This window comes from Pseudomonas sp. Root569 (assembly GCF_001427465.1).
In the GTDB taxonomy this organism is placed as follows: domain Bacteria; phylum Pseudomonadota; class Gammaproteobacteria; order Pseudomonadales; family Pseudomonadaceae; genus Aquipseudomonas; species Aquipseudomonas synxantha.
Genome location: NZ_LMGQ01000026.1, coordinates 174934 through 199643, shown reverse-complemented (window position 1 = coordinate 199643; position 24710 = coordinate 174934). Strand labels below are relative to the sequence as shown.

The window sequence follows — 24710 nt, the reverse complement described above, 5'->3', positions numbered from 1 at the left end:
CCGGATGAAAATCATCATCCTTGGGGCAGGGCAGGTTGGTGGCACGCTGGCCGAGCATCTGGCCGGCGAAGCCAACGACATTACCGTGGTCGACACTGATGCCGAGCGCCTGCGTAACCTGGGCGACCGCCTGGATATCCGTACGGTGCAAGGCCGCGCATCGTTTCCGACGGTGCTGCGTCAGGCGGGTGCCGACGATGCCGACATGCTGGTCGCGGTGACCAACAGCGACGAAACCAACATGGTCGCCTGCCAGGTGGCCCATACCTTGTTCCATACCCCGACCAAGATCGCCCGTGTGCGCGAGGCGGCCTACCTGACCCGCGCCGGCTTGTTCGATAACGATGCCATTCCCGTCGACGTACTGATCAGCCCGGAACAGGTAGTGACCCACTACATCAAGCGCCTGATCGAGATTCCGGGCGCCTTGCAGGTGATCGACTTCGCCGAAGGCAAGGCGCAATTGGTGGCGGTGAAGGCTTACTACGGTGGGCCGTTGGTGGGCCAGCAACTGCGCCAGCTGCGCGAACACATGCCGAATGTGGAAACCCGCGTAGCGGCAATTTTCCGTCGTGACCGGCCGATCCTGCCCCAGGGCGATACGGTGATTGAAGCCGACGACGAAGTGTTTTTCATCGCCGCCAAAGCGAATATTCGCGCCGTCATGAGCGAAATGCGCAGGCTCGATGAAAGCTACAAACGCATTGTTATCGCTGGCGGTGGGCAGATTGGCGAACGTCTGGCCGAAGCCATCGAAAGCCGCTACCAGGTGAAGATCATCGAGATGAGCCCGGCGCGTTGCCGGCATTTGTCCGACACCCTCGACAGCACCGTCGTACTGCAAGGCAGCGCCTCGGACCGCGACCTGCTGATGGAAGAGAATATCGCCGACGCCGACATCTTCCTGGCCCTGACCAACGATGACGAAGCCAACATCATGTCGTCGCTGCTGGCCAAGCGGCTGGGGGCGAAAAAGGTGATGACCATCATCAACAACCCGGCCTACGTCGACCTGATCCAGGGCGGCGATATCGATATCGCCATCAGCCCGCAGCTGGCCACCATCGGCACCTTGCTCGCCCACGTGCGCCGTGGCGATATCGTCAGCGTGCACTCATTGCGCCGGGGCGCGGCGGAAGCCATCGAGGCGATCGCCCACGGTGACTCGAAGTCGAGCAAGGTGATCGGCAAGGCCATCCGCGATATTGGCCTGCCGCCGGGCACCACTATTGGCGCAATTATTCGTGATGAAGAAGTGATCATTGCCCACGACGACACGGTGATCGCCACCGGTGATCATGTGATTCTGTTCCTTGTGGATAAAAAACATATCCGCGACGTGGAGAAACTGTTCCACGTGGGCCTGAGCTTTTTCTGATCAGACGGAGTGACCGACATGCTCGAATCCCTGGAAAAAATGCTCGCCAAGGGTGTGGATAATTCGCTGCTGCGCTTTGGATTGGGCAAGGGTTATCTGGACTTGAAGGACAATGTCAAAGCGGCGGAGCATCTAGGCAAATGCGTCGAGTTCGATCCGAAGTATTCGGCAGCGTGGAAGCTGTTGGGCAAGGCGCAGCAAGGGTTGGGTGATAACGCCGCAGCACGACTGGCTTGGGAGAGGGGCATCGAAGCGGCCCAGGCCCATGGCGACAAACAAGCCGAAAAAGAGATGACCGTGTTCCTGAAAAAACTCGACCGCCAGGCTTGATACAGGACTAAATGTGGGAGGGGGCTTGCTCCCGATGGCAGTGTGTCAGCCAATGCATATTTGACTGAACCACCGCTACCGGGAGCAAGCCCCCTCCCACATTGTTTCTATATCGGTCTTGAGTCAGGTGTAAATCAGTACCACCGCGCCTCACCCGGCGGGCGCTTCTTGAAGCGCTTCATGCTCCACATGTACTGGCTCGGGTAGGCGCCAACATAGCGCTCCACCACCTTGCTCATCGCCGCGCAGGAGGTGGCGGTGTCTGTGCTGTACATGTCTTCCGGCGCCGCTTCCAGAATGACCTTGTAGCCCGAGCCGTCCGGCAGGCGCAGGGCATGCAGGAATACGCCCACCGCCTTGTGGCCGGCGAGCATGTTCGGCACGAATTTGCTGGTGAGTGCCTGGGTGGCAAAGAATGGCACGAAGATGCCGGCCGACTCAGCCGGCTCCGGGTCGGCAGGAATGCCCACCTGGCCGCCTTTGCGCACTTCCTTGATCACGCTGAGGATACCTTCCTTGGTCGACGCTGCCACGCGGTTACCCAGTTGCACACGCTGTTTGCGCAACAATTCGTCCACTGCCTTGAGCTTGGGCGGGCGATAGAAAATGATCGGCTTGCACTGGCTGCAATAGAAGTGGTTCAACACTTCCCAGTTGCCCAGGTGGCTGGTGATCCCCACCACGCCTTTGCCGGAGGCCAGGGCTTCGTGCAGCACTTCAAGGCCCTCGACTTCGCGTACCAGGTCGATGGAACGCTGCGCCGGCCAGATCCACGCACAGGCGCTTTCGGTCAGGGATTTGCCGATGTCCATCAGGCTGCGGCCCACCAGGCGCTCACGCTCGGCCGGGTCCATGTCCGGGAAGCATTTGGAGAGGTTGATCCGCACCGTGTCGCGGGAACGATTGGGCGTTTTCCACATGATCCAGCCGATGCCCGTGCCGACGGCCTGTACGGCGCGCCAGGGCAGCAGGGCAAACAACCGGAGAGCGCCTACCAGCAAGGCGCCTTTAAACTTTTCCACAGGTCACTCCTGATCGTGTGTGGTGCGCAAAACCGGCATTCTAACCGGCGTTGGCCAAGTCCGCGTAGCGGTCGCAGTCTTGGGTGTGGTCCATGACCATGCCCGAGGCCTGCATGAAGGCGTAGCAGATGGTCGGGCCGACGAAAGTGAAGCCGGCTTTTTTCAAGGCGCGGCTCATGGCTTCGGCCTCGGCGGTAATCGCCGGGACTTCGCTGCGATCCTTGAAGTGATTGACCTTGGGTTTGCCGCCGACAAACGACCAGAGCAGACCCACCGGATCCTCCAACGCCAGCCAGGCCGCGGCATTGCGCCGAGTAGCGTTGAGCTTCAAGCGATTGCGCACGATGCCTGGATCCTGCATCAACACCTCGATCTCGTCATCGCTCAGTTGCGCCAGACGCTGCGCATCAAAGCCAAACAACACCTTTCGATAATGCTCGCGTTTGCGTAAAACGGTGATCCAGGACAGGCCTGCCTGGAACCCTTCGAGCAAAAGCAACTCGAACAAACCCTGCGCATCGCGCAGCGGCGTTCCCCACTCCTGATCGTGATAAGCCATGTACAGCGGATCTTCAGAACACCAAAAGCAGCGTGGCATAAGGCTCCAGGGGGTGGTGGCAGGGCCGAATCGGGTATACTCCCGCTCTTTAAATCGCAGCCCAAGTAACAGGTGAATTTCGTGAGCCAGCCTACGCCAGCCGTGCGTACCTTCCAAGACTTGATCCTCGCCCTCCAGCAATACTGGGCCGAGCAAGGTTGTGTGGTACTTCAGCCCTACGATATGGAAGTAGGCGCCGGCACTTTCCACACCGCTACATTCCTGCGGGCCATCGGCCCGGAAACCTGGAACGCCGCTTATGTGCAGCCCAGTCGTCGCCCGACTGACGGCCGCTACGGCGAAAACCCGAACCGTCTGCAGCACTACTACCAGTTCCAGGTGGTATTGAAGCCCAACCCGGATAATTTCCAGGAGCTGTACTTGGGCTCGCTGAAACACGTCGGCCTCGACCCACTGGTGCACGACATCCGTTTTGTCGAAGACAACTGGGAATCGCCAACCCTGGGCGCCTGGGGCCTGGGCTGGGAAGTCTGGCTCAATGGCATGGAAGTGACGCAATTCACCTACTTCCAGCAAGCCGGCGGCATCGAGTGCTACCCGGTGACCGGCGAGATCACCTACGGCCTGGAGCGCCTGGCCATGTACCTGCAAGGCGTGGACTCGGTCTACGACCTGGTGTGGGCCGACGGCCCGTTCGGCAAAGTCACCTACGGCGATGTGTTCCACCAGAACGAAGTGGAGCAGTCCACTTATAACTTCGAGCACGCCAACGTCGACAAGCTGTTCGAACTGTTCGACTTCTATGAAAGCGAAGCCAAGCGGCTGATCGAACTCGACCAGCCGCTGCCGTTGCCAAGCTATGAAATGGTGTTGAAGGCGTCCCATACCTTCAACCTGCTGGACGCGCGCCGTGCCATCTCGGTAACTGCGCGTCAGCAATACATCCTGCGTGTACGCACCCTGGCGCGTTCCGTCGCCCAAGCCTACCTGCTGGCTCGCGCCAAGCTGGGCTTCCCGATGGCAACCCCGGACCTGCGTGATGAAGTGTTGGCTAAGCTGGAGGCTGCACAATGAGTGCTCAAGATTTCCTGGTTGAACTGGGCACCGAAGAGTTGCCACCCAAGGCACTCAATACCCTGGCCGATGCGTTCCTGGCCGGTATCGAAAAAGGCCTGCACAGCGCTGGCCTGAAGTTCGAAGCGAAAAAAGTCTACGCCGCGCCACGTCGCCTGGCCGTGTTGCTGACCGCGCTGGAAACCCAGCAGCCGGACCGCAGCATCAACCTCGACGGCCCGCCGCGCCAGGCGGCTTTCGATGCCGAAGGCAACCCGACCCAGGCCGCCCTTGGCTTTGCCAAGAAATGTGGCGTAGAGCTGAGCGAGATCGACCAGAGCGGTCCGAAACTGCGTTTCAGCCAGGTCATCACCGGCAAGCCGACCGCCAGCCTGCTGCCGACCATCGTCGAAGATTCCCTGAACGACCTGCCGATCCCCAAGCGCATGCGCTGGGGTGCGCGCAAGGAAGAGTTCGTGCGTCCGACCCAATGGCTGGTGATGCTGCTCGGTGACCAGGTCATCGACTGCACTATCCTCGCCCAGAAAGCCGGTCGTGATTCCCGTGGACACCGCTTCCACCATCCAGAAAGCGTGCGTATCACCTCGCCGGCCAACTACCTCAACGACCTGCGCGCTGCTTATGTGCTCGCCGATGCCAATGAGCGTCGCGAGCTGATCAGCAAGCGCACCGAAGAGCTGGCGCGCCTGCAGGAAGGCACCGCCATCGTCCCGCAAAGCCTGCTGGACGAAGTGACCGCCCTGGTGGAATGGCCGGTGCCGCTGGTGTGCTCGTTCGAAGAGCGTTTCCTTGAGGTGCCGCAAGAAGCGTTGATCACCACCATGCAGGACAACCAGAAGTACTTCTGCCTGCTCGACGCGGACGGCAAGTTGCTGCCGCGTTTTATCACCGTGGCCAACATCGAAAGCAAGGACCCGCAGCAGATCATCGCCGGTAACGAAAAAGTCGTTCGCCCGCGCCTGACCGACGCCGAGTTCTTCTTCAAACAAGACAAGAAGCAGAAGCTCGAAGACTTCAACCTGCGCCTGCAAAACGTGGTGTTCCAGGAAAAACTCGGCAGTGTCTATGACAAGGCCGCACGGGTTTCCAAGCTGGCGGCCTACATCGCCCCGCGTATTGGTGGGGACGCAGCTTGGGCCGCACGTGCCGGCTTGCTGTCCAAGTGCGACCTGGCCACCGAGATGGTCGGCGAGTTCCCCGAGATGCAAGGCGTTGCCGGTTATTACTACGCCCTCAACGACGGTGAGCCGCAAGAAGTCGCCCTGGCCCTGAACGAGCAGTACATGCCGCGCGGTGCCGGTGCAGAGCTGCCGACCACCCTGACCGGTGCGGCAGTGGCCATCGCCGACAAGCTGGATACGTTGGTTGGCATCTTCGGCATCGGCATGCTGCCCACCGGCAGTAAAGACCCCTATGCCCTACGTCGTGCGGCCTTGGGCGTGTTGCGCATCCTGATCGACAAGAAGCTGGACCTCGACCTGACCCAGGCCGTGGTGTTCGCCGTCGGCCAGTTCGGCGCCAAGGTCAAGCAAGCCGGCCTGGCCGAGCAAGTGCTGGAGTTCGTGTTCGACCGCCTGCGTGCGCGTTATGAAGACGAAGGCGTGGACGTTTCGGTCTACCTGTCGGTGCGTGCCCTGCAACCGGGTTCTGCCTTGGACTTCGACCAGCGTGTACAAGCCGTACAGGCATTCCGCAAGCTGCCGGAAGCTGATGCCCTGGCCGCCGTGAACAAGCGCGTGTCGAACCTGCTGAGCAAGGCCGACAACCTCGGCAACGCCGAAGTCGACCCTGGCCTGTTTGCCGATGCCAAGGAGTTCTCGCTGAACTCGGCCATTGCCAAGGCCGAAAACGCCGTGAAGCCGCTGATCGCAGAGCGTAACTACGCTGAAGCGTTGGCCCGCCTGGCGTCGTTGCGTGAGCCGGTGGATGCGTTCTTCGAAGCAGTGATGATCAATGCCGACGATGCCGGCGTGCGGAAAAACCGCTACGCCATGCTCGCGCGCCTGCGTGGTCTGTTCATCAATATCGCTGACATTTCCGTACTGGGCTGATGATGTTGAAACTGCTGATTCTTGATCGGGACGGGGTGATCAATTACGACTCCGACGCTTACATCAAATCGGTGGATGAGTGGATCCCACTGCCTGGCTCGATCGAGGCCATCGCGCAGTTGAGCAAAGCCGGCTGGACGGTGGCCATTGCCACCAACCAGTCCGGCATCGCCCGGGGTTATTACGACATCGCCACCCTGGACGCCATGCACGCGCGCCTGCGCGCGTTGGTGGCCGAGCAGGGCGGTGAGGTGGGGTTGGTGGTCTACTGCCCCCACGGGCCGGATGAGGGCTGCGATTGCCGCAAGCCCAAGCCTGGCATGTTGAAAATCATTGCAGAACATTACAAGGTGCCGTTAGCTGGGATATGGTTCGTCGGGGACAGCCTCGGTGACCTGGAGGCGGCCAAGGCCGTCGACTCTCAGCCAGTTTTGGTTAAGACCGGAAAAGGCGAAAAGACCCAGGCGAAAGCCTTGCCGGTTGGCACTTTGATTTTTGACGATCTGGCGGCCGTTGCCGCAGAACTTATCAACAACTAGCCGCCCTCGACTTCCTGACCAAGGATTGTTCGGGAGTGCGCTTTTAACAGGCGGGCCGTGTCCCGCAACGGTAAATGCCGCCATGTCGATCTTGCAGGCCATCAGAACCTTTTTCTTTTACCTGCTGCTGGGCACCAGTTCGTTTCTCTGGTGCACCCTGAGCTTTTTTATCGCACCGTTCCTGCCTTTCAAGGCGCGCTATCGTTTCATCAACGTTTATTGGTGCCGCTGCGCGTTGTGGCTGAGCAAGGTATTCCTCAATATCCGTTTCGAGATCAAGGGCGCTGAAAACGTCCCGGAGCAGCCCTGTGTGATTCTGTCGAACCACCAGAGCACCTGGGAAACGTTCTTCCTCTCGGCCTATTTCTCGCCGTTGAGCCAAGTGCTCAAGCGCGAACTGCTGTATGTGCCGTTCTTCGGGTGGGCCATGGCTATGCTCCGGCCGATCGCCATCGACCGCGACAACCCCAAGGCAGCGCTCAAGCATGTCGCCAAGAAGGGTGATGAGCTGCTCAAGGATGGCGTATGGGTACTGATCTTCCCGGAGGGCACGCGGGTGCCCTACGGTACGGTGGGCAAATTCTCACGTGGCGGCACCGCACTGGCGGTCAACGCCAACTTGCCTGTTTTGCCTATTGCACATAACGCCGGCAAGTTCTGGCCCAAGACCGGCTGGGCTAAACGCGCAGGCACCATCACCGTGGTAATCGGCGAACCCATGTACGCAGAAGGCGAAGGGCCGCGTGCCATTGCCGCGCTGAATGACCGCGCTGCAGCGTGGAACCAAGCGCAACAGCAGGCCATGGGCTCCTTGCCTCCGGAACCCGTAGTTGTAGAGACGCCCGTCGTTTGAGCATCTGTGGATAACCTGTGTACGCTTTGTTGGCGAATTAGCTTTTTTGATGCATAACATGCTGATTTGACTACATATTTCTTGACCTCATAAAATCAGGAAAAACGTGCATAAGTTTTTTCTTCATAAAAAAACCGGTCCTTGTGACCGGTTTTTTATGCACAGCAGGAAATTCCGTTTTTCAATCGTCCAACTGCGGCAGTTGCAGGATGAACGTGGAGCCTTTGCCTTGTTCACTTTCACAAACGATGCGCCCGCCATGCCGTTCTACCACGGCTTTGACCATGCTCAGGCCAAGCCCAAGACCGTCACTGCCCTGGGCGGAATCGAAACGCCGGTATTGACTGAACAGCTCCGGTAAATCCTTAGGTGCAATCCCCGGCCCCTGGTCGCTGATATGGCATTCCAACCAACCTTGTGCGCTGGCATGCCTCAGTCTGACGGTAGTACCGGATGGGGAATATTTGATCGCGTTCTCCAGCACATTGAACAACGCCCGCGTGAGCAGTGATTGGTCGGCGTAGACCATGGCCTCATCGGCCTCATCCAGATCGTGGACCAGATGAATGCCCTTGAGCTGCGCAATCACCGCTACCTGATCAAAGGCATCCATCACCAGCATGGCGAACAGGGTCGGTTGGAACTGATACCCGTCAGCCTCGGCCTTGGCCAATTGCACAAAGGATTCGGTAAGGCTCAAGGCCCGGCGGACCTGCTGCTCGATCTGGGCAAAAACCGGCGATTCGCCGTTATGCACATCCAGCAAGGCAAGGATCGCCGAATGCGGTGCACGCAAATCATGGGAAAGGAAACGCAACATGGTCTCGCGGTGCTGCTGGGCTTCGCGCTCTTTGCTCAGATCAGTCAGGCTGAGCAACCAGCCGAGGGCAAAATCACCTTCGGCAGGAAGCAAAGGAGCAAGCTCCATGCGCAGACTGCGTTGGTGGATGTCGCGGAATTCCACCAGTTCCAGTGCTGACAGGGCAGGGCGTACGCCGTTATGCAACGGGGGATAACCCAATTCGGCGAGTTGTTCGACGAGGTTTTCGCCCACCAGGTCATTGCCGAATACGTCACGGGCCACACGGTTGGCCAACAGAATATTACCCTGGGGGTCGGTGATCAGCGTCGCGACCGGCAGGCATTCGAGTCCGTCAGCCATAAAGCGCCGTGTATCTCGCGTGCGGCTGACGGCTTGCTCAAGGGCAAAGATCCGTCCCTGCAGTACATCGCCCTTACTGGCAGGCGCACGGCGACGCTCAGGAAGCACCTTCGGTTCGTTATCCAGGCGGGCCAATTCCCAGCCAAAGTAGGCGAGGATCACGCTCAAGCGTCGCCAGTTCCAGATCAGATAACTGAGCAACAAACCAATCAGGCAGGCCGCAGGGGACCACCAATGTCCCAAGCGCAACAACGCCCAAGACCCCAGCAACGCGGCGGCCATGCCTGCCAAGGTCATCCATAGGGCGTAACGTGGGCGATAAAGCAAAAGACCCAACAGCAGCGTTACCAATGATGTTGCCAACAGCGCTGCCTGCCATCCGGGCAAGTCGACAATGCTGCGGCCCTGCAATAAGCCATTGAGCACGTCGGCTTGGATCTCCACACCCGCTGTAGTACCAACGGTGGAGGAGAGCGGCGTCACGAAACGATCGGCCATTCCGTAGGCTGTGGCACCTATCAGAATCAACCGTCCACGCAGCGACTCTGGAGGTACTTCACCGCGTAATACGCTGACATAGGAGACACTGGGAAAGTGCTCGGCCTCGGAGGTGAACGGAACACGAATCTCATGCTCCTGGTGCCATCGCACATTGCTGGGCGCTTGAGACAATCCAGGCATGGTCGGGGCTTGCCCACTCAGCGTGAATGCCAGCCAGGCCAATTGCTCAAGCGTACTTCCGGGGGGGCCTTCACGCAGATACACACTGCGCACCACGCCGTCGTTATCCGCCTCGACGTTGATATGCCCGACACCTTTGGCGCATTTGAGCAATGGCGATAACGGCTCTTGCGGCGAGCTCGGGCTCCCGCTGCTATCACCGATGATAGGCAACAATACATTTCCGGCTTTACACACGGCATCAGCCAATCGCCGGCCATCGGCGTCCTCGCCGGACTCACTGAAAATGACATCAAACAAAATGGCTGCAGGCTGGGCGGCACTCAGGCGTCCAATCAGGTCGGCATGCACGTTGCGCGGCCAAGGCCATGGGCCGAGTGCTTCAAGGCTGTGGGCGTCAATGGTCACCAGCAGGATCCGTGGATCTACCGGCAAAGGCGCCAGCCGACGCAAGCTATCGTAGAGCGGGTTATTGAGGGCCAGGCCTGGGCTCAAGGACAAGTACACGGTGAAGGGCAGCAGTACCAAGCCGATCAGCAGCCATTCCCGCACCAGCCCATGGAACAACAGTTGTGCTCGGGTAGGTTGGCGTTTCTCGGCTTTGCGCCATAGTTTCACAGGGCTACCGCCGCACTTATACAAAAGCGAAGATGGTTTGCAGGTAAAGCTGCCATAGGCCCAGGCTCCCTCTCAGGTGGTTACGATGAAGCGCATACAATGCTCTGAAACCAGTGAAGCTTATTTCGGTCTCATCGGAGGGCTTTGTGTAGGCCCGCCAAACAGACGTACCAGGGAGGCTATCGGCATCGCGGCTTTTCCTTATACACAGGAGCCGGTATCTTTCCATTGAGCATCAAGAGTGCGTCAAGTTAACAGCCCTTTGATATCAGCGTATCGAGAGATTCCCGAAGCGTAGAATCCGTCCATAATTATTCAGATTCAGAGGCCGGCATTTGCACAGCAGTGCCTCCCATTCAAGCGCTTGTATTTTTGTAGGAAGGACCCACCCATGCGTGTCGCAATATTGGATGACGAGCCCGCCGAATTGAGACGGGTGGAACAGACACTGCGACAGATCCCCAGCCAAGCGGAACAGCCCTGGTCCCTGCATTTCTTCGAGCGCGGTGAGGACCTGTTGCGCCAACTGCGCCGGGAAACCTTTGACCTGCTGATACTCGATTGGCAACTGCCGGATATCTCGGGGATCGCACTGTTACGCTGGACCCGCGAACATATGGAATCCCCTCCCGCTGTCATCATGCTCACCAGTCGTGATGCGGAGAGCGATATCGTCACAGCGTTAAATAGCGGCGCGGACGATTACGTCAGCAAGCCCTTTCGACCTAATGAACTCAAAGCCCGAGTCAGTGCAGTCTTGCGGCGCCATGGCCTGCAGAAGTCGGCTACTCAGGAAGTGCAGAGCTTCAACGATCTGACATTCGACGATGCTGAATTGACCGTCACCCGCGCAGGCAAACCTATCAACCTGACGGAACGGGAATACCGCCTTGCCAGTTGCCTGTTCGCCAATTTGGCCCGACCGCTGTCTCGCGAGTACCTGTATGAGCGATTCTGGAGCCACGAAGAAATGGTTTCTTCGCGGCCTTTGGATACGCACATCTACCGTCTGCGCAATAAGCTGGGGCTGACGGCGGATCGCGGATGGCAGCTGTTGACGATTTATGGATACGGGTATCGGTTGGAGAGTGTGGCAACGAACTCCCAAAGTTAAATTTCTTGATGTTCCACGTGGAGCATTTTCAGAATGCACCCAATAAAAAAGGCCAACGCTAAGCGTTGGCCTTTTTGGTTTTAGCCGATTTGCCTGATCAGAAGTCCAGGTTAGACACCGCCAAAGCATTGCTCTCGATGAAGTCACGGCGAGGCTCGACCGCATCACCCATCAGGGTGTTGAAGATCTGGTCTGCGCCAATGGCGTCTTCGATGGTCACGCGCAGCATGCGACGCTGAGCTGGGTCCATGGTGGTTTCCCACAGCTGGTCCGGGTTCATCTCGCCCAGACCTTTGTATCGCTGAATGGTATGGCGCTTGGTGCTTTCAGCCATCAACCAGTCCAATGCTTCCTTGAACTCCTTAACTGCCTTCTTACGCTCACCACGTTGAATATAAGCACCGTCGTCCAGCAGCGTGCTCAGCTGCGCACCGAGGGTAACTACCGTCTTGTAATCGTTGCTGCCGAAGAAGTCGCGGTTGAAGGTGACGTAGTTCGATAAGCCGTGGGAGATCAGTTCGACCTCTGGCAGCCAGACGTTACGTTCACGGTCTTCGCGCAGACTGGCTTTGTACACCAGGCCAGACTTCTCGACGGTACGCAGGCGCACTTCGTACTGGGCCAGCCAATCCTGCATGTGTGCATGGTCACCCAACTGTTCCAGGCTCACGGAAGGCAGGTAGATGAAGTGCTCGGTCAACTCCTGAGGGTACAGGCGCGACAAACGCTTGAGCGTCTTCATTACCATGCGGAAGTCGTTGACCAGGCGCTCAAGCGCCTCACCGGAGATGCCCGGGGCTTCGTCGTTCAGGTGCAGGCTGGCATCTTCCAGGGCCGACTGCGTCATGTATTCTTCCATGGCGTCGTCGTCTTTGATGTATTGCTCTTGCTTGCCTTTCTTCACTTTGTACAAAGGAGGCTGGGCGATGTAGATATAGCCACGCTCGATCAGCTCTGGCAGCTGACGGAAGAAGAACGTCAGCAGCAGGGTACGAATGTGCGAACCGTCGACGTCAGCATCGGTCATGATGATGATGTTGTGGTAACGCAGCTTGTCGATGTTGTACTCATCACGGCCAATACCGCAGCCGAGTGCAGTGATCAAGGTGCCGACTTCCTGGGAGGAAATCATCTTGTCGAAGCGAGCCTTCTCGACGTTGAGGATCTTACCCTTCAACGGCAGGATGGCCTGGGTGCGACGGTTGCGTCCCTGCTTGGCGGAACCGCCAGCAGAGTCACCTTCCACCAGGTACAGTTCGGAGAGGGCAGGGTCCTTCTCCTGGCAGTCAGCCAGTTTGCCTGGCAAGCCGGCGATATCCAACGCGCCTTTACGACGGGTCATCTCACGGGCTTTACGTGCGGCTTCACGGGCACGGGCAGCATCGATCATCTTGCCAACGACCAGCTTGGCTTCGTTCGGGTTTTCCAACAGGAAGTCGGAGAAGTACTTGCCCATTTCCTGTTCAACAGCGGTCTTCACTTCGGAAGACACCAGCTTGTCTTTGGTCTGGGAACTGAACTTCGGATCCGGCACCTTGACCGAGATGATCGCGGTCAAACCTTCACGGGCGTCGTCACCGGTGGTGGCGACTTTATGCTTCTTCGCCAGGCCTTCCGCTTCAATGTAGGTGTTCAGGTTACGCGTCAGCGCAGAACGGAAACCCACCAAGTGAGTACCGCCATCGCGCTGCGGGATGTTGTTGGTGAAGCACAACAGGTTTTCGTTGAAACTGTCGTTCCACTGCAAGGCGATTTCCACGCCAATGCCATCTTCACGCTGTATGTTGAAGTGGAACACCTGGTTGACCGCAGTCTTGTTGGTGTTCAGGTATTCAACGAATGCACGCAGGCCGCCTTCGTACTTGAACAGTTCTTCCTTGCCGCTGCGTTCATCCTTGAGGACGATACCGACACCGGAGTTGAGGAAGGACAGTTCACGAATCCGCTTGGCCAGGATGTCCCAGCTGAAGTGGATGTTCTTGAAGGTTTCAGCCGATGGCTTGAAGTGGATCTGGGTGCCAGTGGTTTCACTGTCGCCAACGATTTTCATCGGCTCCTGTGGCACACCGTGGACGTAGGTCTGTTCCCAGATCTTGCCGCTGCGGCGAACGGTGAGAATCAACTCTTCGGACAGCGCGTTCACTACCGACACACCTACACCGTGCAAACCACCGGATACTTTATAGGAGTTGTCGTCGAACTTACCGCCAGCGTGGAGCACGGTCATGATAACCTCTGCCGCCGAAACGCCTTCTTCTTTGTGTACGTCTACCGGGATGCCACGACCGTTGTCACGCACGGTAATAGACTCATCCGGGTGGATGATAATGCTGATGTCGTCGCAGTGACCGGCCAGTGCTTCGTCGATGGAGTTATCGACCACCTCGAACACCATGTGGTGCAGACCGCTACCATCATCGGTGTCGCCAATGTACATACCGGGACGTTTGCGTACGGCATCCAAACCTTTCAGCACTTTAATGCTGGTCGAGTCGTACGTGTTTTCTTCGCTCATGCCTTCACTCCCGATGGTCGTGGGTCTGGGTGATACGGCCTTGTTCCACGTGGAACAAAGCGACTGGCGTTTCCGTCTGCCAGCCTTCCCTCAATAATTCGTGGTCTACACAGGTGATAAACACCTGGCAGCGTAAGTCTTCCAACAAGCGGCATAGCGAACGGCGGTGCTGCTCGTCGAGTTCCGACGGCAGGTCATCCACCAGATAAATACACTGGCCGCGACGGGCCTGGCTAACCAGATGCCCCTGCGCGATACGCAATGCACAGACCACCAATTTCTGCTGGCCGCGGGACAAGATATCCGCAGCATTGTGTGCGCCTAATCTAAGACGCAAGTCAGCGCGTTGGGGTCCGGCCTGGGTGTGGCCAATTTGCTGATCCCGCTGCAAAGAGGTGGCGAGCACTGCGCTCAGCTCGCGTTCTTTGTCCCAGCCGCGGTAGTAACTCAGCGTCAGCCCCTCGAGATCCAACAACTCGCTCAAGGTCTGCTCAAAGACTGGTTTCAAGGCTTTGATATAGGCGCGACGGTACTCATCTATTTCATCACTGGCCAGGCACAGCTCCCGGTCCCAGGCTGCTTGCGAAGCGGCGTCAAGTGTACCATGCCGCAGCCATGAGTTCCGCTGCCGCAGGGCCTTCTGCAGGCGTTGCCAGGTGGCCATAAAGCGTGGTTCCACGTGGAACACGCCCCAATCGAGGAATTGCCGCCGAATTTTCGGTGCGCCTTCCAACAATCGGAAACTGTCTGGGTTGATTAGCTGCAATGGCAATATTTCCGCCAATTGCGCTGCGCTGCGAGCATTTTGCCCGTCAATTCGGATTTGAAACTCACCGCCACGATCACGGGATATCCCCAGGCTGCTATGACCGCCCTCAGCCAGTTCAACTTGGCCAAACACTGTGCAAGCCAGTTGTTCGTATTGAATTACGGGTAGCAGGCGGGCACTGCGGAAAGAACGAGCAAGCCCCAACAAGTGGATCGCTTCCAGCACGCTGGTTTTGCCACTGCCGTTGGCGCCATGGAGGATATTGATGCGAGGGGAAGGGGAGAAAGTCACCGGGTGCAGATTGCGCACCGCGGTGACCGAGACGCGACTGAGGGACATCTAGCTTCTGCTGAGCATGGTTACAGGCGCATCGGCATGACAACGTAAGCCGAGTCGTCGTTGTCGGATTCTTGCACCAGGGCGCTGCTGTTGGAGTCAGACAGAATCAGGCGAACCTGTTCAGTCGTCATCACCCCCAGTACGTCCAACAAGTAGCTCACGTTGAAGCCGATTTCCAGTGAACCGCCGTTGTAGTCGACGCCGACTTCTTCTTCCGCCTCTTCCTGTTCCGGGTTGTTGGCCTGGATTTTCAATTGGCCGTTGGCCAGTTGCAGGCGAATACCGCGGTACTTTTCGTTCGATAGAATGGCAGTACGGCTGAACGCCTCACGCAGCGCCTGGCGATCACCGATTACCAGCTTGTCACCACCTTTAGGCAACACGCGTTCGTAATCCGGGAACTTGCCGTCAACCAGCTTGGAAGTGAAGGTGAACTCGCCAGTGGTTGCGCGGATGTGATGCTGCCCCAACACGATGCTTACGTTGCCGTCCGGCTCGGTGAGCAGGCGGGCCAATTCGAGGATACCTTTGCGCGGCACGATCACCTGGTGGCGATCCGGCTGGCCGATATCGGCGCGCATCGAGCACATTGCCAGGCGGTGGCCATCAGTGGCCACGGCACGGATGATGCCTTCCGACACTTCCAGCAGCATGCCGTTGAGGTAGTAACGCACGTCCTGCTGGGCCATGGCGAAGCTGGTGCGCTCGATCAAGCGACGCAGCTTGCTCTGCTCCAGGCTGCAGGTCAGCGAGCCCGGGCCTTCTTCCACGGTAGGGAAATCATTGGCCGGCAAGGTCGACAGGGTAAAACGGCTGCGGCCAGCCTTGACCACCAGCTTTTGCTCATCGACCTTGATATCAATCAGCGCGTCGTTCGGCAGGCTTTTGCAGATATCCATCAGCTTGCGCGCCGGTACGGTGATCTCGCCGGGTTCGGCGGGCTCTTCGAGCTGTACGCGACCCACCAGCTCGACTTCCAGATCGGTACCGGTCAAGGACAACTGCTGGCCTTCGACTACCAGTAATACGTTGGAAAGCACCGGCAAGGTCTGTCGGCGCTCGACGACGCCTGCGACCAGTTGCAGGGGTTTCAACAGGGCTTCGCGTTGAATGGTGAAATGCATGGTCTAGTCCCTTGCCTTAATAAGCTGCGCTGGTGTCATCACGTAGTCAGTGTACGCAGCAGGTTCTTGTAGTCCTCGCGAATATCCGCGTCGGATTCCTTAAGTTCGTTGATCTTGCGGCATGCGTGCAGGACCGTGGTGTGGTCGCGTCCGCCAAATACATCACCGATTTCCGGCAGGCTGTGGTTAGTCAACTCCTTGGAGAGAGCCATGGCTACCTGACGGGGGCGCGCAACCGAGCGCGACCGACGCTTGGACAGCAGGTCGGAAATCTTGATCTTGTAGTACTCGGCCACGGTGCGCTGGATGTTATCCACACTCACCAGTTTGTCCTGCAAGGCCAACAAGTCTTTCAGGGATTCGCGAATCAACTCGATGGTGATATCGCGGCCCATGAAGTGCGAGTGAGCGATGACCCGCTTGAGCGCACCCTCCAGCTCACGCACGTTGGAACGAATACGTTGGGCAATGAAGAACGCGGCGTCGTGGGGCAGGTCGACTTTGGCCTGGTCGGCCTTCTTCATCAGGATCGCGACGCGGGTTTCCAGCTCCGGCGGTTCCACCGCAACGGTCAGGCCCCAACCGAAGCGCGACTTCAAACGTTCCTCAAGGCCTTCGATTTCCTTCGGGTAACGGTCACTGGTCAAGATGACCTGCTGGCCACCTTCAAGCAGGGCGTTGAAGGTATGGAAAAACTCCTCCTGGGAGCGTTCCTTGCGCGCGAAAAACTGAATGTCATCGATCAGCAAGGCGTCAACGGAACGGTAGAAGCGCTTGAATTCGTTGATTGCATTGAGCTGCAAGGCCTTGACCATATCCGCCACGAAGCGCTCCGAGTGCAGGTACACGACCTTGGCATTCGGGTTCTTCTTTAACAGGTGGTTACCCACGGCGTGCATCAAGTGCGTCTTACCCAAGCCAACGCCCCCATAAAGGAAGAGCGGGTTGTACCCGTGCTTGGGATTATCGGCGACCTGCCAGGCGGCCGCCCGAGCCAGCTGGTTCGACTTACCTTCGACGAAGTTTTCAAAGGTGAAGGTGCGGTTCAGGTAGCTGGTGTGCTTGAGCGCACCTTCAACCTGAACAGTGCGCTGTTCGGCGCGGATCGGCGCCTGCTGGGAGCTGGCACCCGCCATCGGGTCGAAGCTGTCACGGGATGGCTCTTCATTCTCTGGCGCATTTTTTTGCGCTGAGGATTTGGAAGGCGTCGCCGCAGGCACCGGGGAAGCGGCAACCGGCGCCGCTGCGGCCTGGGCTTGCGACGCCGCGGCAGCCAAAGGCGCATTCGGCGCGGCCCGTGGTACCGAGCTACGTTTGCTGCCTATTAATAAGGAGAGCACGGGCGCGAGGCCGTTGCCATGTTCATCGAGCAATTCGAGAACGCGGCTCAGGTACTTCTCGTTGACCCAGTCGAGAACAAAACGATTGGGTGCGTAGACACGCAACTCGTCGCCTTCGGCTTCGACCTGTAGCGGACGGATCCAGGTGTTGAATTGCTGGGCAGGCAGCTCATCGCGCAAAAGCTCCACGCACTGCTGCCAAAGTTCCACTGACACGGATATCCCCTAAGTTGAAAGCCGGTGAGGCAAAAACAGCCGCCATTGTAGCGGCCAGCCGCCCACTTATCCACATGTAGGTTGCTCACAGCCCAGCCAAAATCAACGTCTTAACTGCAAAAAAGGCGACCAATGGTCTGTGCATAAGCTCTGTGGATAAGCCACCCTGAGCTCGTTGTACAAGTGGGGTCGAAACTCTGTGGGTAACTAGCCTGTGGATAACAACCCATTCCACGCACAGCTTATCCGACAGCGCAGCACAGGCAGAGCACCGCTTCTCCCCCGTGTTGTCATTCTCTGTACATCACGTAGAACAAGGGCTAAAGGTAGTTATCCACAGAAGATCGCGGCCCTAGCTTTTATAAGCTTTACAGAAAAGCTTTAAATAACTTCCTTCTTTATTTTTATATCTAACGCAAGGCTGATGGAAGCCGGACGACCCGAAGTGCGTCGTGACGCCATGAAGAACTAATTAAAGGAAAAGCTGGTTGGAAATTGACCTAGAGGCTTGCTTTCTCTAGAATCGCCGGTCTCTTAAAACGGGGGCCATTCCGGCCCGTTGTGGACGAACCAGGTAACAACGCCATGAAACGTACTTTCCAACCAAGCACCATCAAACGCGCCCGTACTCACGGCTTCCGTGCTCGCATGGCTACCAAGAACGGCCGTGCTGTCCTGTCGCGTCGCCGCGCCAAAGGTCGTGCGCGTCTGGCAGTTTGATAATCCGGTACTGGTGGTGAGTCAGGACTTCAGTCGGGAAAAGCGTCTGCTAACCCCCCGGCATTTCAAGGCAGTCTTTGACTCCCCCACCGGCAAGGTTCCGGGGAAAAATCTCCTGCTCCTTGCGCGTAACAACGATCTTGATCACCCTCGTCTCGGGTTGGTGATCGGCAAGAAGAGCGTAAAGCTCTCCGTTGAGCGCAATCGCCTCAAGCGTCTGATGCGCGAATCGTTTCGCCTCCACCAGGACACTCTGGTTGGTTGGGATATTGTTATCGTCGCGCGCAAAGGCTTGGGTGATTTAGAAAACCCCGAATTGATTCAGCATTTCGGCAAGCTCTGGAAACGTTTGGCGCGTACCAACAAGCCAACACCAGCAGTCAGCACCGAAACTGTAGGGGTAGACAGTCTTGATGCGTAAACTGGCAATCGTTCCGATCCAGTTTTATCGCTATGCCATTAGTCCCCTGATGGCCAGCCACTGTCGTTTCTACCCCAGCTGTTCCTGCTACGCGTTAGAAGCCATAGAAAATCATGGTCTTCTGCGCGGTGGCTGGCTGACCTTTCGTCGTTTAGGTCGCTGTCATCCGTGGAATCCCGGTGGTTATGACCCGGTTCCACCTATCCCTACCTCCCGTTCTTCTTCGATGGCCGAGTAATCATGGATATTAAACGCACGATCCTGATCGTCGCCCTGGCAATCGTGTCCTACGTCATGGTTCTTAAGTGGAACCAGGACTACGGCCAGGCTGCCCTGCCGACTCAGAATGTTGCTACCAATCAGGCCGCGCCGGCTATTCCGGACGCCCCGCTGGGTAATAATAATGCGTCCGCGAGTGCCGATGTTCCCAGCGCGAATGGCGAGACCAGCGCCCCTTTAGAAACGCCAGTGGTCACCAATAAAGACCTCATCCACGTGAAAACGGATGTGCTCGACCTGGCCATCGACCCGCAAGGTGGTGATATCGCGCAGTTGAAACTGCCGCTGTATCCACGTCGCCAAGACCATCCGGATGTTCCGTTCCAACTGTTTGATAACGGTGGCGAGCGTGTTTATCTGGCACAAAGTGGCCTGACCGGCACCAACGGTCCGGATGCACGTGCTACCGGTCGTCCGGTTTATTCGACCGAACAGAAGACTTATCAACTGGCTGACGGCCAGAACCAGTTGAACGTCGACCTGAAATTCAGCCTCGACGGCGTCAACTACATCAAGCGTTTCAGCTTTACCCGTGGTTTGTACGACTTGAAGGTCACTTACCTGATCGACAACGAAAGCGACAAGCCTTGGAGTGGCAACCTGTTTGCCCAGCTCAAGCGTGATGGCAGCTCCGATCCTTCTTCCAGCACTGCCACCGGCACCGCGACTTACCTGGGCGCAGCCCTGTGGACAAGTGGTGAGCCGTACAAAAAAGTGTCGATGAAAGATATCGACAAGGGTTCGCTGAAAGAAACCGTGCAAGGCGGCTGGGTTGCCTGGTTGCAACACTACTTCGTGACCGCCTGGATCCCGAACAAGGGTGAAGCCAACCTGGTTCAGACCCGTAAAGACAGCCAAGGCAACTACATCATTGGTTTTACTGGCCCGGCGTTGAACGTCGCTCCGGGTGCCAAGGCTGAAACCAGCGCTACACTGTACGCCGGCCCGAAAAGCCAGGCCGTCCTGAAAGAGTTATCCCCAGGGCTGGAACTGACTGTCGATTACGGCATTCTGTGGTTCATTGCCCAGCCGATCTTCTGGTTGCTGCAACATATCCACAGCATCGTCGGTAACTGGGGTTGGTCGATCATCTTCCTGACCATGCTGATCAAGGGGATCTTCTTCCCTCTGTCGGCTGCCAGCTACAAATCGATGGCGCGTATGCGTGCCGTGGCCCCGAAACTGGCCGCATTGAAAGAACAACATGGTGACGACCGGCAGAAAATGTCGCAGGCCATGATGGAGCTGTACAAGAAAGAGAAGATCAACCCGCTGGGTGGATGCTTGCCGATTCTGGTGCAGATGCCGGTATTCCTGTCGCTGTATTGGGTACTCCTGGAAAGCGTGGAAATGCGCCAGGCGCCGTTCATGCTGTGGATAACTGACCTGTCGATCAAAGACCCGTTCTTTATCCTGCCGATCATCATGGGCGCGACCATGTTCATCCAGCAGCGTCTGAACCCAACCCCGCCGGATCCGATGCAGGCCAAGGTAATGAAAATGATGCCAATCATCTTCACCTTCTTCTTCCTGTGGTTCCCAGCCGGTTTGGTACTGTACTGGGTGGTCAACAACGTGTTGTCGATCTCTCAACAGTGGTACATCACACGTAAAATCGAAGCGGCTACCAAAAAAGCCGAGGCGTAATTTACTCTGTGGGTAACCACTCAAGACGCCCCCTAGTGGGGCGTTTTGCTTTCCGTCACTTTTGTTCTGGAACCTGCTGATGAGTGCTCCCCGTGAAACCATCGCTGCTGTGGCTACCGCTCAAGGTCGAGGCGGTGTGGGTATCGTTCGAATTTCCGGGCCGCTTGCGGGTGTAGCAGCCAAGGCTATCAATGGCCGAGAGCTGAAACCCCGCTATGCCCATTACGGCCAGTTCCTGGATGCCGACCAAAGCGTATTGGATGAAGGGCTGGCTATCTACTTCCCTGGGCCGAACTCCTTCACCGGAGAAGACGTTCTGGAGTTACAGGGCCATGGCGGCCCTGTCGTGCTGGATATGCTCTTGCAGCGTTGCCTGCAACTGGGTTGCCGCTTGGCGCGACCTGGGGAGTTCAGCGAACGCGCGTTTTTGAACGATAAGCTCGACCTCGCCCAGGCCGAAGCGATCGCCGATTTGATCGAAGCCAGTTCTGCCCAGGCTGCGCGCAATGCATTACGCTCGTTACAGGGAGCTTTTTCCCTGCGTGTGCATAACTTGACCGAGCAACTGATCAGTCTGCGTATTTACGTCGAAGCGGCAATTGATTTTCCGGAAGAAGAAATCGACTTCCTCGCGGATGGCCACGTCTTAGCCATGTTGGATAAAGTCCGCGAGGAATTATCCACAGTGTTGCGTGAAGCAGGGCAGGGTGCGCTGTTGCGCGATGGGATGACAGTGGTGATTGCCGGCCGGCCCAATGCCGGTAAATCCAGCCTGCTCAATGCCTTGGCAGGACGCGAGGCGGCGATTGTCACCGAGATTGCCGGCACTACCCGGGATATCCTGCGCGAACATATCCACATCGACGGCATGCCGCTGCACGTGGTCGACACCGCCGGCTTACGCGACACCGATGACCAAGTGGAAAAAATCGGCGTGGAGCGTGCGCTCAAGGCTATCAGCGAAGCAGATCGGGTGTTGCTGGTAGTTGATGCCACAGCACCGGAAGCTGTGGATCCTTTTGCACTGTGGCCTGAATTCCTCGAGCAACGCCCGGACCCGGCCAAAGTCACTCTGATTCGTAACAAGGCCGACCTGACAGGTGAAGCAATCGCCCTAGAAACCAGTGAGGAAGGGCATGTCACGATCAGCTTGAGCGCCAAATCGGCAGGTGAGGGCCTGGAATTGCTGCGTGAGCACCTCAAGGCCTGCATGGGCTACGAACAGACCTCGGAAAGCAGCTTCAGTGCACGCCGCAGGCATTTGGAGGCGTTGCGCCATGCGAGCGCGGCGTTGGAACACGGTCGTGCGCAGCTGACCCTAGCGGGGGCGGGAGAGCTGCTGGCAGAGGATCTGCGTCAGGCGCAGCAGCTCTTGGGGGAAATCACCGGCGCATTCAGCTCCGATGATTTGTTGGGGCGGATCTTTTCCAGTTTCTGTATCGGCAAATAGCCTGGTTATCCACAGGCCTCTACCAGTTGTACGACACCGTGCCGAGCAGGGTACGGCTGTCCCCCCAGTAGCAACGGCCGGCGTCGTTGCAGCCGGCTACATATTCCTTATCGAACAGGTTCTTGGCGTTCAGGTCGACTGACCAGTGTTTATCGATCTGATAGCCAACCGCTGCGTCCACCAAGGTGACGCTACCTGCGTCCAACTTCCCGTATAGCGTAGGTGCGGTGTAAGAAAAGGTACTGTCGAAATAACGCACACCGCCACCCAGGGATAAGCCCTTGAGTTGGCCATCGAGGAAACGGTACTTGCCCCAGATCGAGGCCTGGTTGCGCGGCACTCCCGTCATCTGGTGCCCCTCGACCAGTGAGGTAGCCGAATCCTTGGTAATTCGAGCGTCCGTATAGGTGTAAGCCGCCGTCACATTGAGATTGGGCGTGAGATTGCTGTTCACCTCGACTTCTACACCCTTGGCCCGGCTCTCGCCCACCTGGCGGTAGCTGTTGGTGGTGGCGTCCAGGTAGGTATCGTCTTGCTTGCGCAAGTCATACAACGACAGGGTCATCGCGGTATCCCAGCCGATCGGCTCGTACTTCACCCCCACTTCGTACTGGCTACTGGTGATCGGCTTCAAGGGTGAACCGGCGTTGGAGATTTGCTGCACGGGAACGAAGGCGGTGGAATAGCTGACATACGGCGTCAGACCGTTGTCGAACTGGTACATCACCCCGCCCTGGTAAGTGAACTTGCGGTCCTCGGCGTCGGTATTGCTGGCCTTGTTGACCTTGTCACGGAAATGACTGTCCACCCAGTCCTGGCGGCCTCCGAGCAGGAACAGCCAATGGTCGTACTTGCTCTGGATTTGTGCATAGACGCCTTTCATCTGTTGTTCGAGCAAGGTGTTTTGCACGGCAATCGGGGTCAGTGGATCACGCAGGTAGACGGGGTTATACACATTGATGGTGCCGGCAGAGCCAGCGTCCCAATCCTGATTGAACGAGGTGCGGTCGTAGCTGGCGCCGAGGAGCACAGTATTGTCGAGACCACCGAGCTGGAATTTGCCTTCCACCTGGTTATCCAGGGAATAGACCATCGACTTGTTGTAGCGGTCATAGGCAGTCATGTTCAACTGAGTACCGAAGCCACGGTTATTCAGCGCGCCAGGCCAGGTTTCATGGCGGTTGATGCGCGACTGCATATAGCGTGAGTTCTGGCGGAACTGCCAATCGTCGTTGAAACTATGGCTGAACTCGTAGCCAGTGCTCCAGGCTTCACGTTCGAACGTATTCCAGTCCGGGTTGCCGAGCATGGTGTGCTTGGACAGTTTGCCATTGGGGTTGGTAAGCAAGGTGCCGGCGGCGGGTAGGCCTAGCTCGAGATTAGTGTGGTCTTTTTGGTAATTGGCCAACAAGGTCAGGTTGTTGTAATCGTCGAAATTCAGGGTCAGGGAGGGCGCGATATACAGGCGATCATCTGGAACATGGTCAGTTTGCGTGTCGGATTTGCGGCCGAGCATCACCACGCGCCCAAGGATGTTGTCGCTGTCGTTCAGCGGACCCGAGATATCCACACCCAATTGACGCCGATTATTCGAGCCATACCCCACTTGCACCTCACCTTGCGGGGTGGCGGTGGGGTGTTTGCTCACCAGATTCACCAAGCCGCCAGGCGCGTTCTCACCGTAGAGCAGGGACGAGGGGCCGCGAAAGATTTCGACGCGTTCCAAGCCATAAGGCTCACTGGTCGTATCGTAGCGATTGCCTTGTACCCGTAGCCCATCTCGCAGAAGGCCGTAGCCGTAATCCGTGGCATTAAAGCCGCGAATAAAGAACAGGTCGCCTGCCAGGCCGTCACCGGCGGCAAAAGGTGGCGCGAAGATTCCCGGCACATACCCCAACACTTCAGTCAGGGTTTGCGACTTCTGGTCCTTTATGCGCTGGCCGGTGACGACCGATACCGAGCGTGGCGTTTCGGACAAAGGCGTGCTGGTTTTGGTACCGATGCGACTGTTTTGCGCCTTGTAGCCCACATCCCCGGCGATGTCTTGGTTGAACCCTGCCTGTTGATAACCGCTGACCGTGGTAGGGGCGAGCACTAGTTGCCCTGCGGGAATGGCCTGCAGAACATAACTGCCTGGCGCCTGGGATAGCACTTGTAGCCCCGAGTTCTGCAGCAACAGCGCAAAGCCTTGTTCCACAGAATAATCGCCTTCCAGCCCTGCTGTAGTCAGCTGCGCGGTTTGCTGAGGCGAGAAAGACAGAATCACATTCGCTCTGGCAGCGAATTGACTCAAGGCATTGTCCAGCGGGCCAGCCGCGATGACGAAGTGCTGCACCCCATTGGCGGCCATGGCGCCAGGGGCAAGCAAGGCACTGGCGATGTTTGCGGTACCGAGCAGCAGGCCGTACATCATACCGTGGCAGGAAAGTCGCAAGCGGAGCTTGGTGGGGAGGCGCATAGGTGGGTAAGCCCTGAAGGTGGTCGTGATTACCTGTAGGGCCGCATCAGG

20 protein-coding genes are annotated in these 24710 nt (G+C 57.7%); 12 read left to right on the top strand and 8 right to left on the bottom strand.

All coding sequences use genetic code 11. The annotated features are described in order from the left end of the window. The first annotated feature begins 4 nt into the window (after window positions 1-4). Complete coding sequence (gene trkA / locus ASD70_RS23095) at window positions 5-1378, top strand: Trk system potassium transporter TrkA (protein ID WP_005783380.1); 1374 nt, start codon at window positions 5-7, stop codon at window positions 1376-1378. Window positions 1379-1396: 18 nt separating this feature from the next. Further along, window positions 1397-1708, top strand: a complete 312-nt coding sequence (locus ASD70_RS23090; RefSeq protein ID WP_046070223.1) for a hypothetical protein — start codon at window positions 1397-1399, stop codon at window positions 1706-1708. Window positions 1709-1842: 134 nt separating this feature from the next. Here ASD70_RS23090 and ASD70_RS23085 read toward each other — a convergent pair whose 3' ends face one another. Continuing rightward, entirely contained in the window at window positions 1843-2730 is an 888-nt protein-coding gene (locus tag ASD70_RS23085; RefSeq protein ID WP_014716285.1) for a lysophospholipid acyltransferase, read from the bottom strand. A gap of 40 nt (window positions 2731-2770) precedes the next feature. Then, on the bottom strand, window positions 2771-3328 hold the full coding sequence (locus tag ASD70_RS23080) for a DNA-3-methyladenine glycosylase I (RefSeq protein ID WP_043048256.1): 558 nt from the start codon (window positions 3326-3328) through the stop codon (window positions 2771-2773). Window positions 3329-3409: 81 nt separating this feature from the next. On the opposite strand from ASD70_RS23080, the gene glyQ reads away from it, so the two are divergent. The 4 genes from glyQ to ASD70_RS23060 all read left to right on the top strand — a co-directional run bounded on the left by glyQ (window position 3410) and on the right by ASD70_RS23060 (window position 7806). Next, window positions 3410-4363: a glycine--tRNA ligase subunit alpha gene (gene glyQ, locus ASD70_RS23075; protein WP_003187265.1), complete on the top strand. Its 954-nt coding sequence runs from the start codon at window positions 3410-3412 to the stop codon at window positions 4361-4363. Then, on the top strand, window positions 4360-6414 hold the full coding sequence (glyS, locus tag ASD70_RS23070; protein WP_046070222.1) for a glycine--tRNA ligase subunit beta: 2055 nt from the start codon (window positions 4360-4362) through the stop codon (window positions 6412-6414). The genes glyQ and glyS overlap by 4 nt, the downstream gene beginning before the upstream one ends. Then, entirely contained in the window at window positions 6414-6953 is a 540-nt protein-coding gene (gene gmhB, locus ASD70_RS23065) for a D-glycero-beta-D-manno-heptose 1,7-bisphosphate 7-phosphatase (RefSeq protein ID WP_162252760.1), read from the top strand. Before glyS ends, gmhB begins: the two co-directional genes overlap by 1 nt. An 82-nt stretch (window positions 6954-7035) precedes the next feature. Then, window positions 7036-7806, top strand: coding sequence for a lysophospholipid acyltransferase family protein (locus ASD70_RS23060; protein WP_046070221.1), 771 nt, complete (start codon window positions 7036-7038; stop codon window positions 7804-7806). A gap of 181 nt (window positions 7807-7987) precedes the next feature. On the opposite strand, the gene ASD70_RS23055 is transcribed toward ASD70_RS23060, so the two are convergent. Further along, a complete protein-coding gene (locus ASD70_RS23055) occupies window positions 7988-10267 on the bottom strand; it encodes a CHASE2 domain-containing protein (RefSeq protein ID WP_056847521.1) in 2280 nt (759 codons plus the stop codon). 391 nt (window positions 10268-10658) lie between these two features. On the opposite strand from ASD70_RS23055, the gene ASD70_RS23050 reads away from it, so the two are divergent. Then, window positions 10659-11381, top strand: coding sequence for a response regulator transcription factor (locus ASD70_RS23050; protein ID WP_046070219.1), 723 nt, complete (start codon window positions 10659-10661; stop codon window positions 11379-11381). 97 nt (window positions 11382-11478) lie between these two features. On the opposite strand, the gene gyrB is transcribed toward ASD70_RS23050, so the two are convergent. The 4 genes from gyrB to dnaA are packed head-to-tail and all read right to left on the bottom strand — an operon-like array spanning window position 11479 to window position 17684. Next, window positions 11479-13896 carry a DNA topoisomerase (ATP-hydrolyzing) subunit B gene (gyrB, locus tag ASD70_RS23045; protein ID WP_046070218.1) on the bottom strand — a complete coding sequence of 806 codons (2418 nt, stop codon included), beginning with the start codon at window positions 13894-13896 and terminating at the stop codon, window positions 11479-11481. 4 nt (window positions 13897-13900) lie between these two features. Continuing rightward, complete coding sequence (gene recF / locus ASD70_RS23040; protein ID WP_003187251.1) at window positions 13901-15004, bottom strand: DNA replication/repair protein RecF; 1104 nt, start codon at window positions 15002-15004, stop codon at window positions 13901-13903. Between the two features lie 20 nt (window positions 15005-15024). Continuing rightward, the gene (dnaN, locus tag ASD70_RS23035) at window positions 15025-16128 is read right to left on the bottom strand and encodes a DNA polymerase III subunit beta (protein WP_005783345.1); all 1104 of its coding nucleotides are present in this window, start codon (window positions 16126-16128) and stop codon (window positions 15025-15027) included. A gap of 38 nt (window positions 16129-16166) precedes the next feature. Continuing rightward, complete coding sequence (gene dnaA, locus ASD70_RS23030; RefSeq protein WP_046070216.1) at window positions 16167-17684, bottom strand: chromosomal replication initiator protein DnaA; 1518 nt, start codon at window positions 17682-17684, stop codon at window positions 16167-16169. A gap of 585 nt (window positions 17685-18269) precedes the next feature. Here dnaA and rpmH point away from each other — a divergent pair. The 5 genes from rpmH to mnmE all read left to right on the top strand — a co-directional run bounded on the left by rpmH (window position 18270) and on the right by mnmE (window position 22201). Beyond that, window positions 18270-18404 carry a 50S ribosomal protein L34 gene (rpmH, locus tag ASD70_RS28650; protein ID WP_003213577.1) on the top strand — a complete coding sequence of 45 codons (135 nt, stop codon included), beginning with the start codon at window positions 18270-18272 and terminating at the stop codon, window positions 18402-18404. 16 nt (window positions 18405-18420) lie between these two features. Beyond that, window positions 18421-18825 carry a ribonuclease P protein component gene (gene rnpA / locus ASD70_RS23025; RefSeq protein ID WP_056847560.1) on the top strand — a complete coding sequence of 135 codons (405 nt, stop codon included), beginning with the start codon at window positions 18421-18423 and terminating at the stop codon, window positions 18823-18825. Then, window positions 18818-19063, top strand: coding sequence for a membrane protein insertion efficiency factor YidD (gene yidD / locus ASD70_RS28645; RefSeq protein ID WP_019816912.1), 246 nt, complete (start codon window positions 18818-18820; stop codon window positions 19061-19063). Before rnpA ends, yidD begins: the two co-directional genes overlap by 8 nt. Before the next feature lie 2 nt (window positions 19064-19065). Beyond that, window positions 19066-20751, top strand: coding sequence for a membrane protein insertase YidC (gene yidC / locus ASD70_RS23020; RefSeq protein WP_043048230.1), 1686 nt, complete (start codon window positions 19066-19068; stop codon window positions 20749-20751). 79 nt (window positions 20752-20830) lie between these two features. Continuing rightward, on the top strand, window positions 20831-22201 hold the full coding sequence (gene mnmE / locus ASD70_RS23015) for a tRNA uridine-5-carboxymethylaminomethyl(34) synthesis GTPase MnmE (protein ID WP_056847520.1): 1371 nt from the start codon (window positions 20831-20833) through the stop codon (window positions 22199-22201). Between the two features lie 19 nt (window positions 22202-22220). Here the strand turns inward: mnmE and ASD70_RS23010 are convergent, their stop codons facing one another. Then, window positions 22221-24659 (bottom strand): TonB-dependent siderophore receptor, encoded by a 2439-nt coding sequence (locus tag ASD70_RS23010; RefSeq protein WP_046070214.1) that lies wholly within the window; start codon window positions 24657-24659, stop codon window positions 22221-22223. Window positions 24660-24710: the final 51 nt, after the last annotated feature.

Bases quoted from the DNA above. Each gene is read 5' to 3' on its own strand.
- trkA (WP_005783380.1), top strand. From the start codon at position 5: ATGAAAATCATCATCCTTGGGGCAGGGCAGGTTGGTGGCACGCTGGCC.
- ASD70_RS23090 (WP_046070223.1), top strand. From the start codon at position 1,397: ATGCTCGAATCCCTGGAAAAAATGCTCGCCAAGGGTGTGGATAATTCG.
- ASD70_RS23080 (WP_043048256.1), bottom strand. From the start codon at position 3,328: ATGCCACGCTGCTTTTGGTGTTCTGAAGATCCGCTGTACATGGCTTAT.
- glyS (WP_046070222.1), top strand. From the start codon at position 4,360: ATGAGTGCTCAAGATTTCCTGGTTGAACTGGGCACCGAAGAGTTGCCA.
- gmhB (WP_162252760.1), top strand. From the start codon at position 6,414: ATGATGTTGAAACTGCTGATTCTTGATCGGGACGGGGTGATCAATTAC.
- ASD70_RS23060 (WP_046070221.1), top strand. From the start codon at position 7,036: ATGTCGATCTTGCAGGCCATCAGAACCTTTTTCTTTTACCTGCTGCTG.
- ASD70_RS23050 (WP_046070219.1), top strand. From the start codon at position 10,659: ATGCGTGTCGCAATATTGGATGACGAGCCCGCCGAATTGAGACGGGTG.
- gyrB (WP_046070218.1), bottom strand. From the start codon at position 13,896: ATGAGCGAAGAAAACACGTACGACTCGACCAGCATTAAAGTGCTGAAA.
- recF (WP_003187251.1), bottom strand. From the start codon at position 15,004: ATGTCCCTCAGTCGCGTCTCGGTCACCGCGGTGCGCAATCTGCACCCG.
- dnaN (WP_005783345.1), bottom strand. From the start codon at position 16,128: ATGCATTTCACCATTCAACGCGAAGCCCTGTTGAAACCCCTGCAACTG.
- rpmH (WP_003213577.1), top strand. From the start codon at position 18,270: ATGAAACGTACTTTCCAACCAAGCACCATCAAACGCGCCCGTACTCAC.
- yidD (WP_019816912.1), top strand. From the start codon at position 18,818: ATGCGTAAACTGGCAATCGTTCCGATCCAGTTTTATCGCTATGCCATT.
- yidC (WP_043048230.1), top strand. From the start codon at position 19,066: ATGGATATTAAACGCACGATCCTGATCGTCGCCCTGGCAATCGTGTCC.
- mnmE (WP_056847520.1), top strand. From the start codon at position 20,831: ATGAGTGCTCCCCGTGAAACCATCGCTGCTGTGGCTACCGCTCAAGGT.
- ASD70_RS23010 (WP_046070214.1), bottom strand. From the start codon at position 24,659: ATGCGCCTCCCCACCAAGCTCCGCTTGCGACTTTCCTGCCACGGTATG.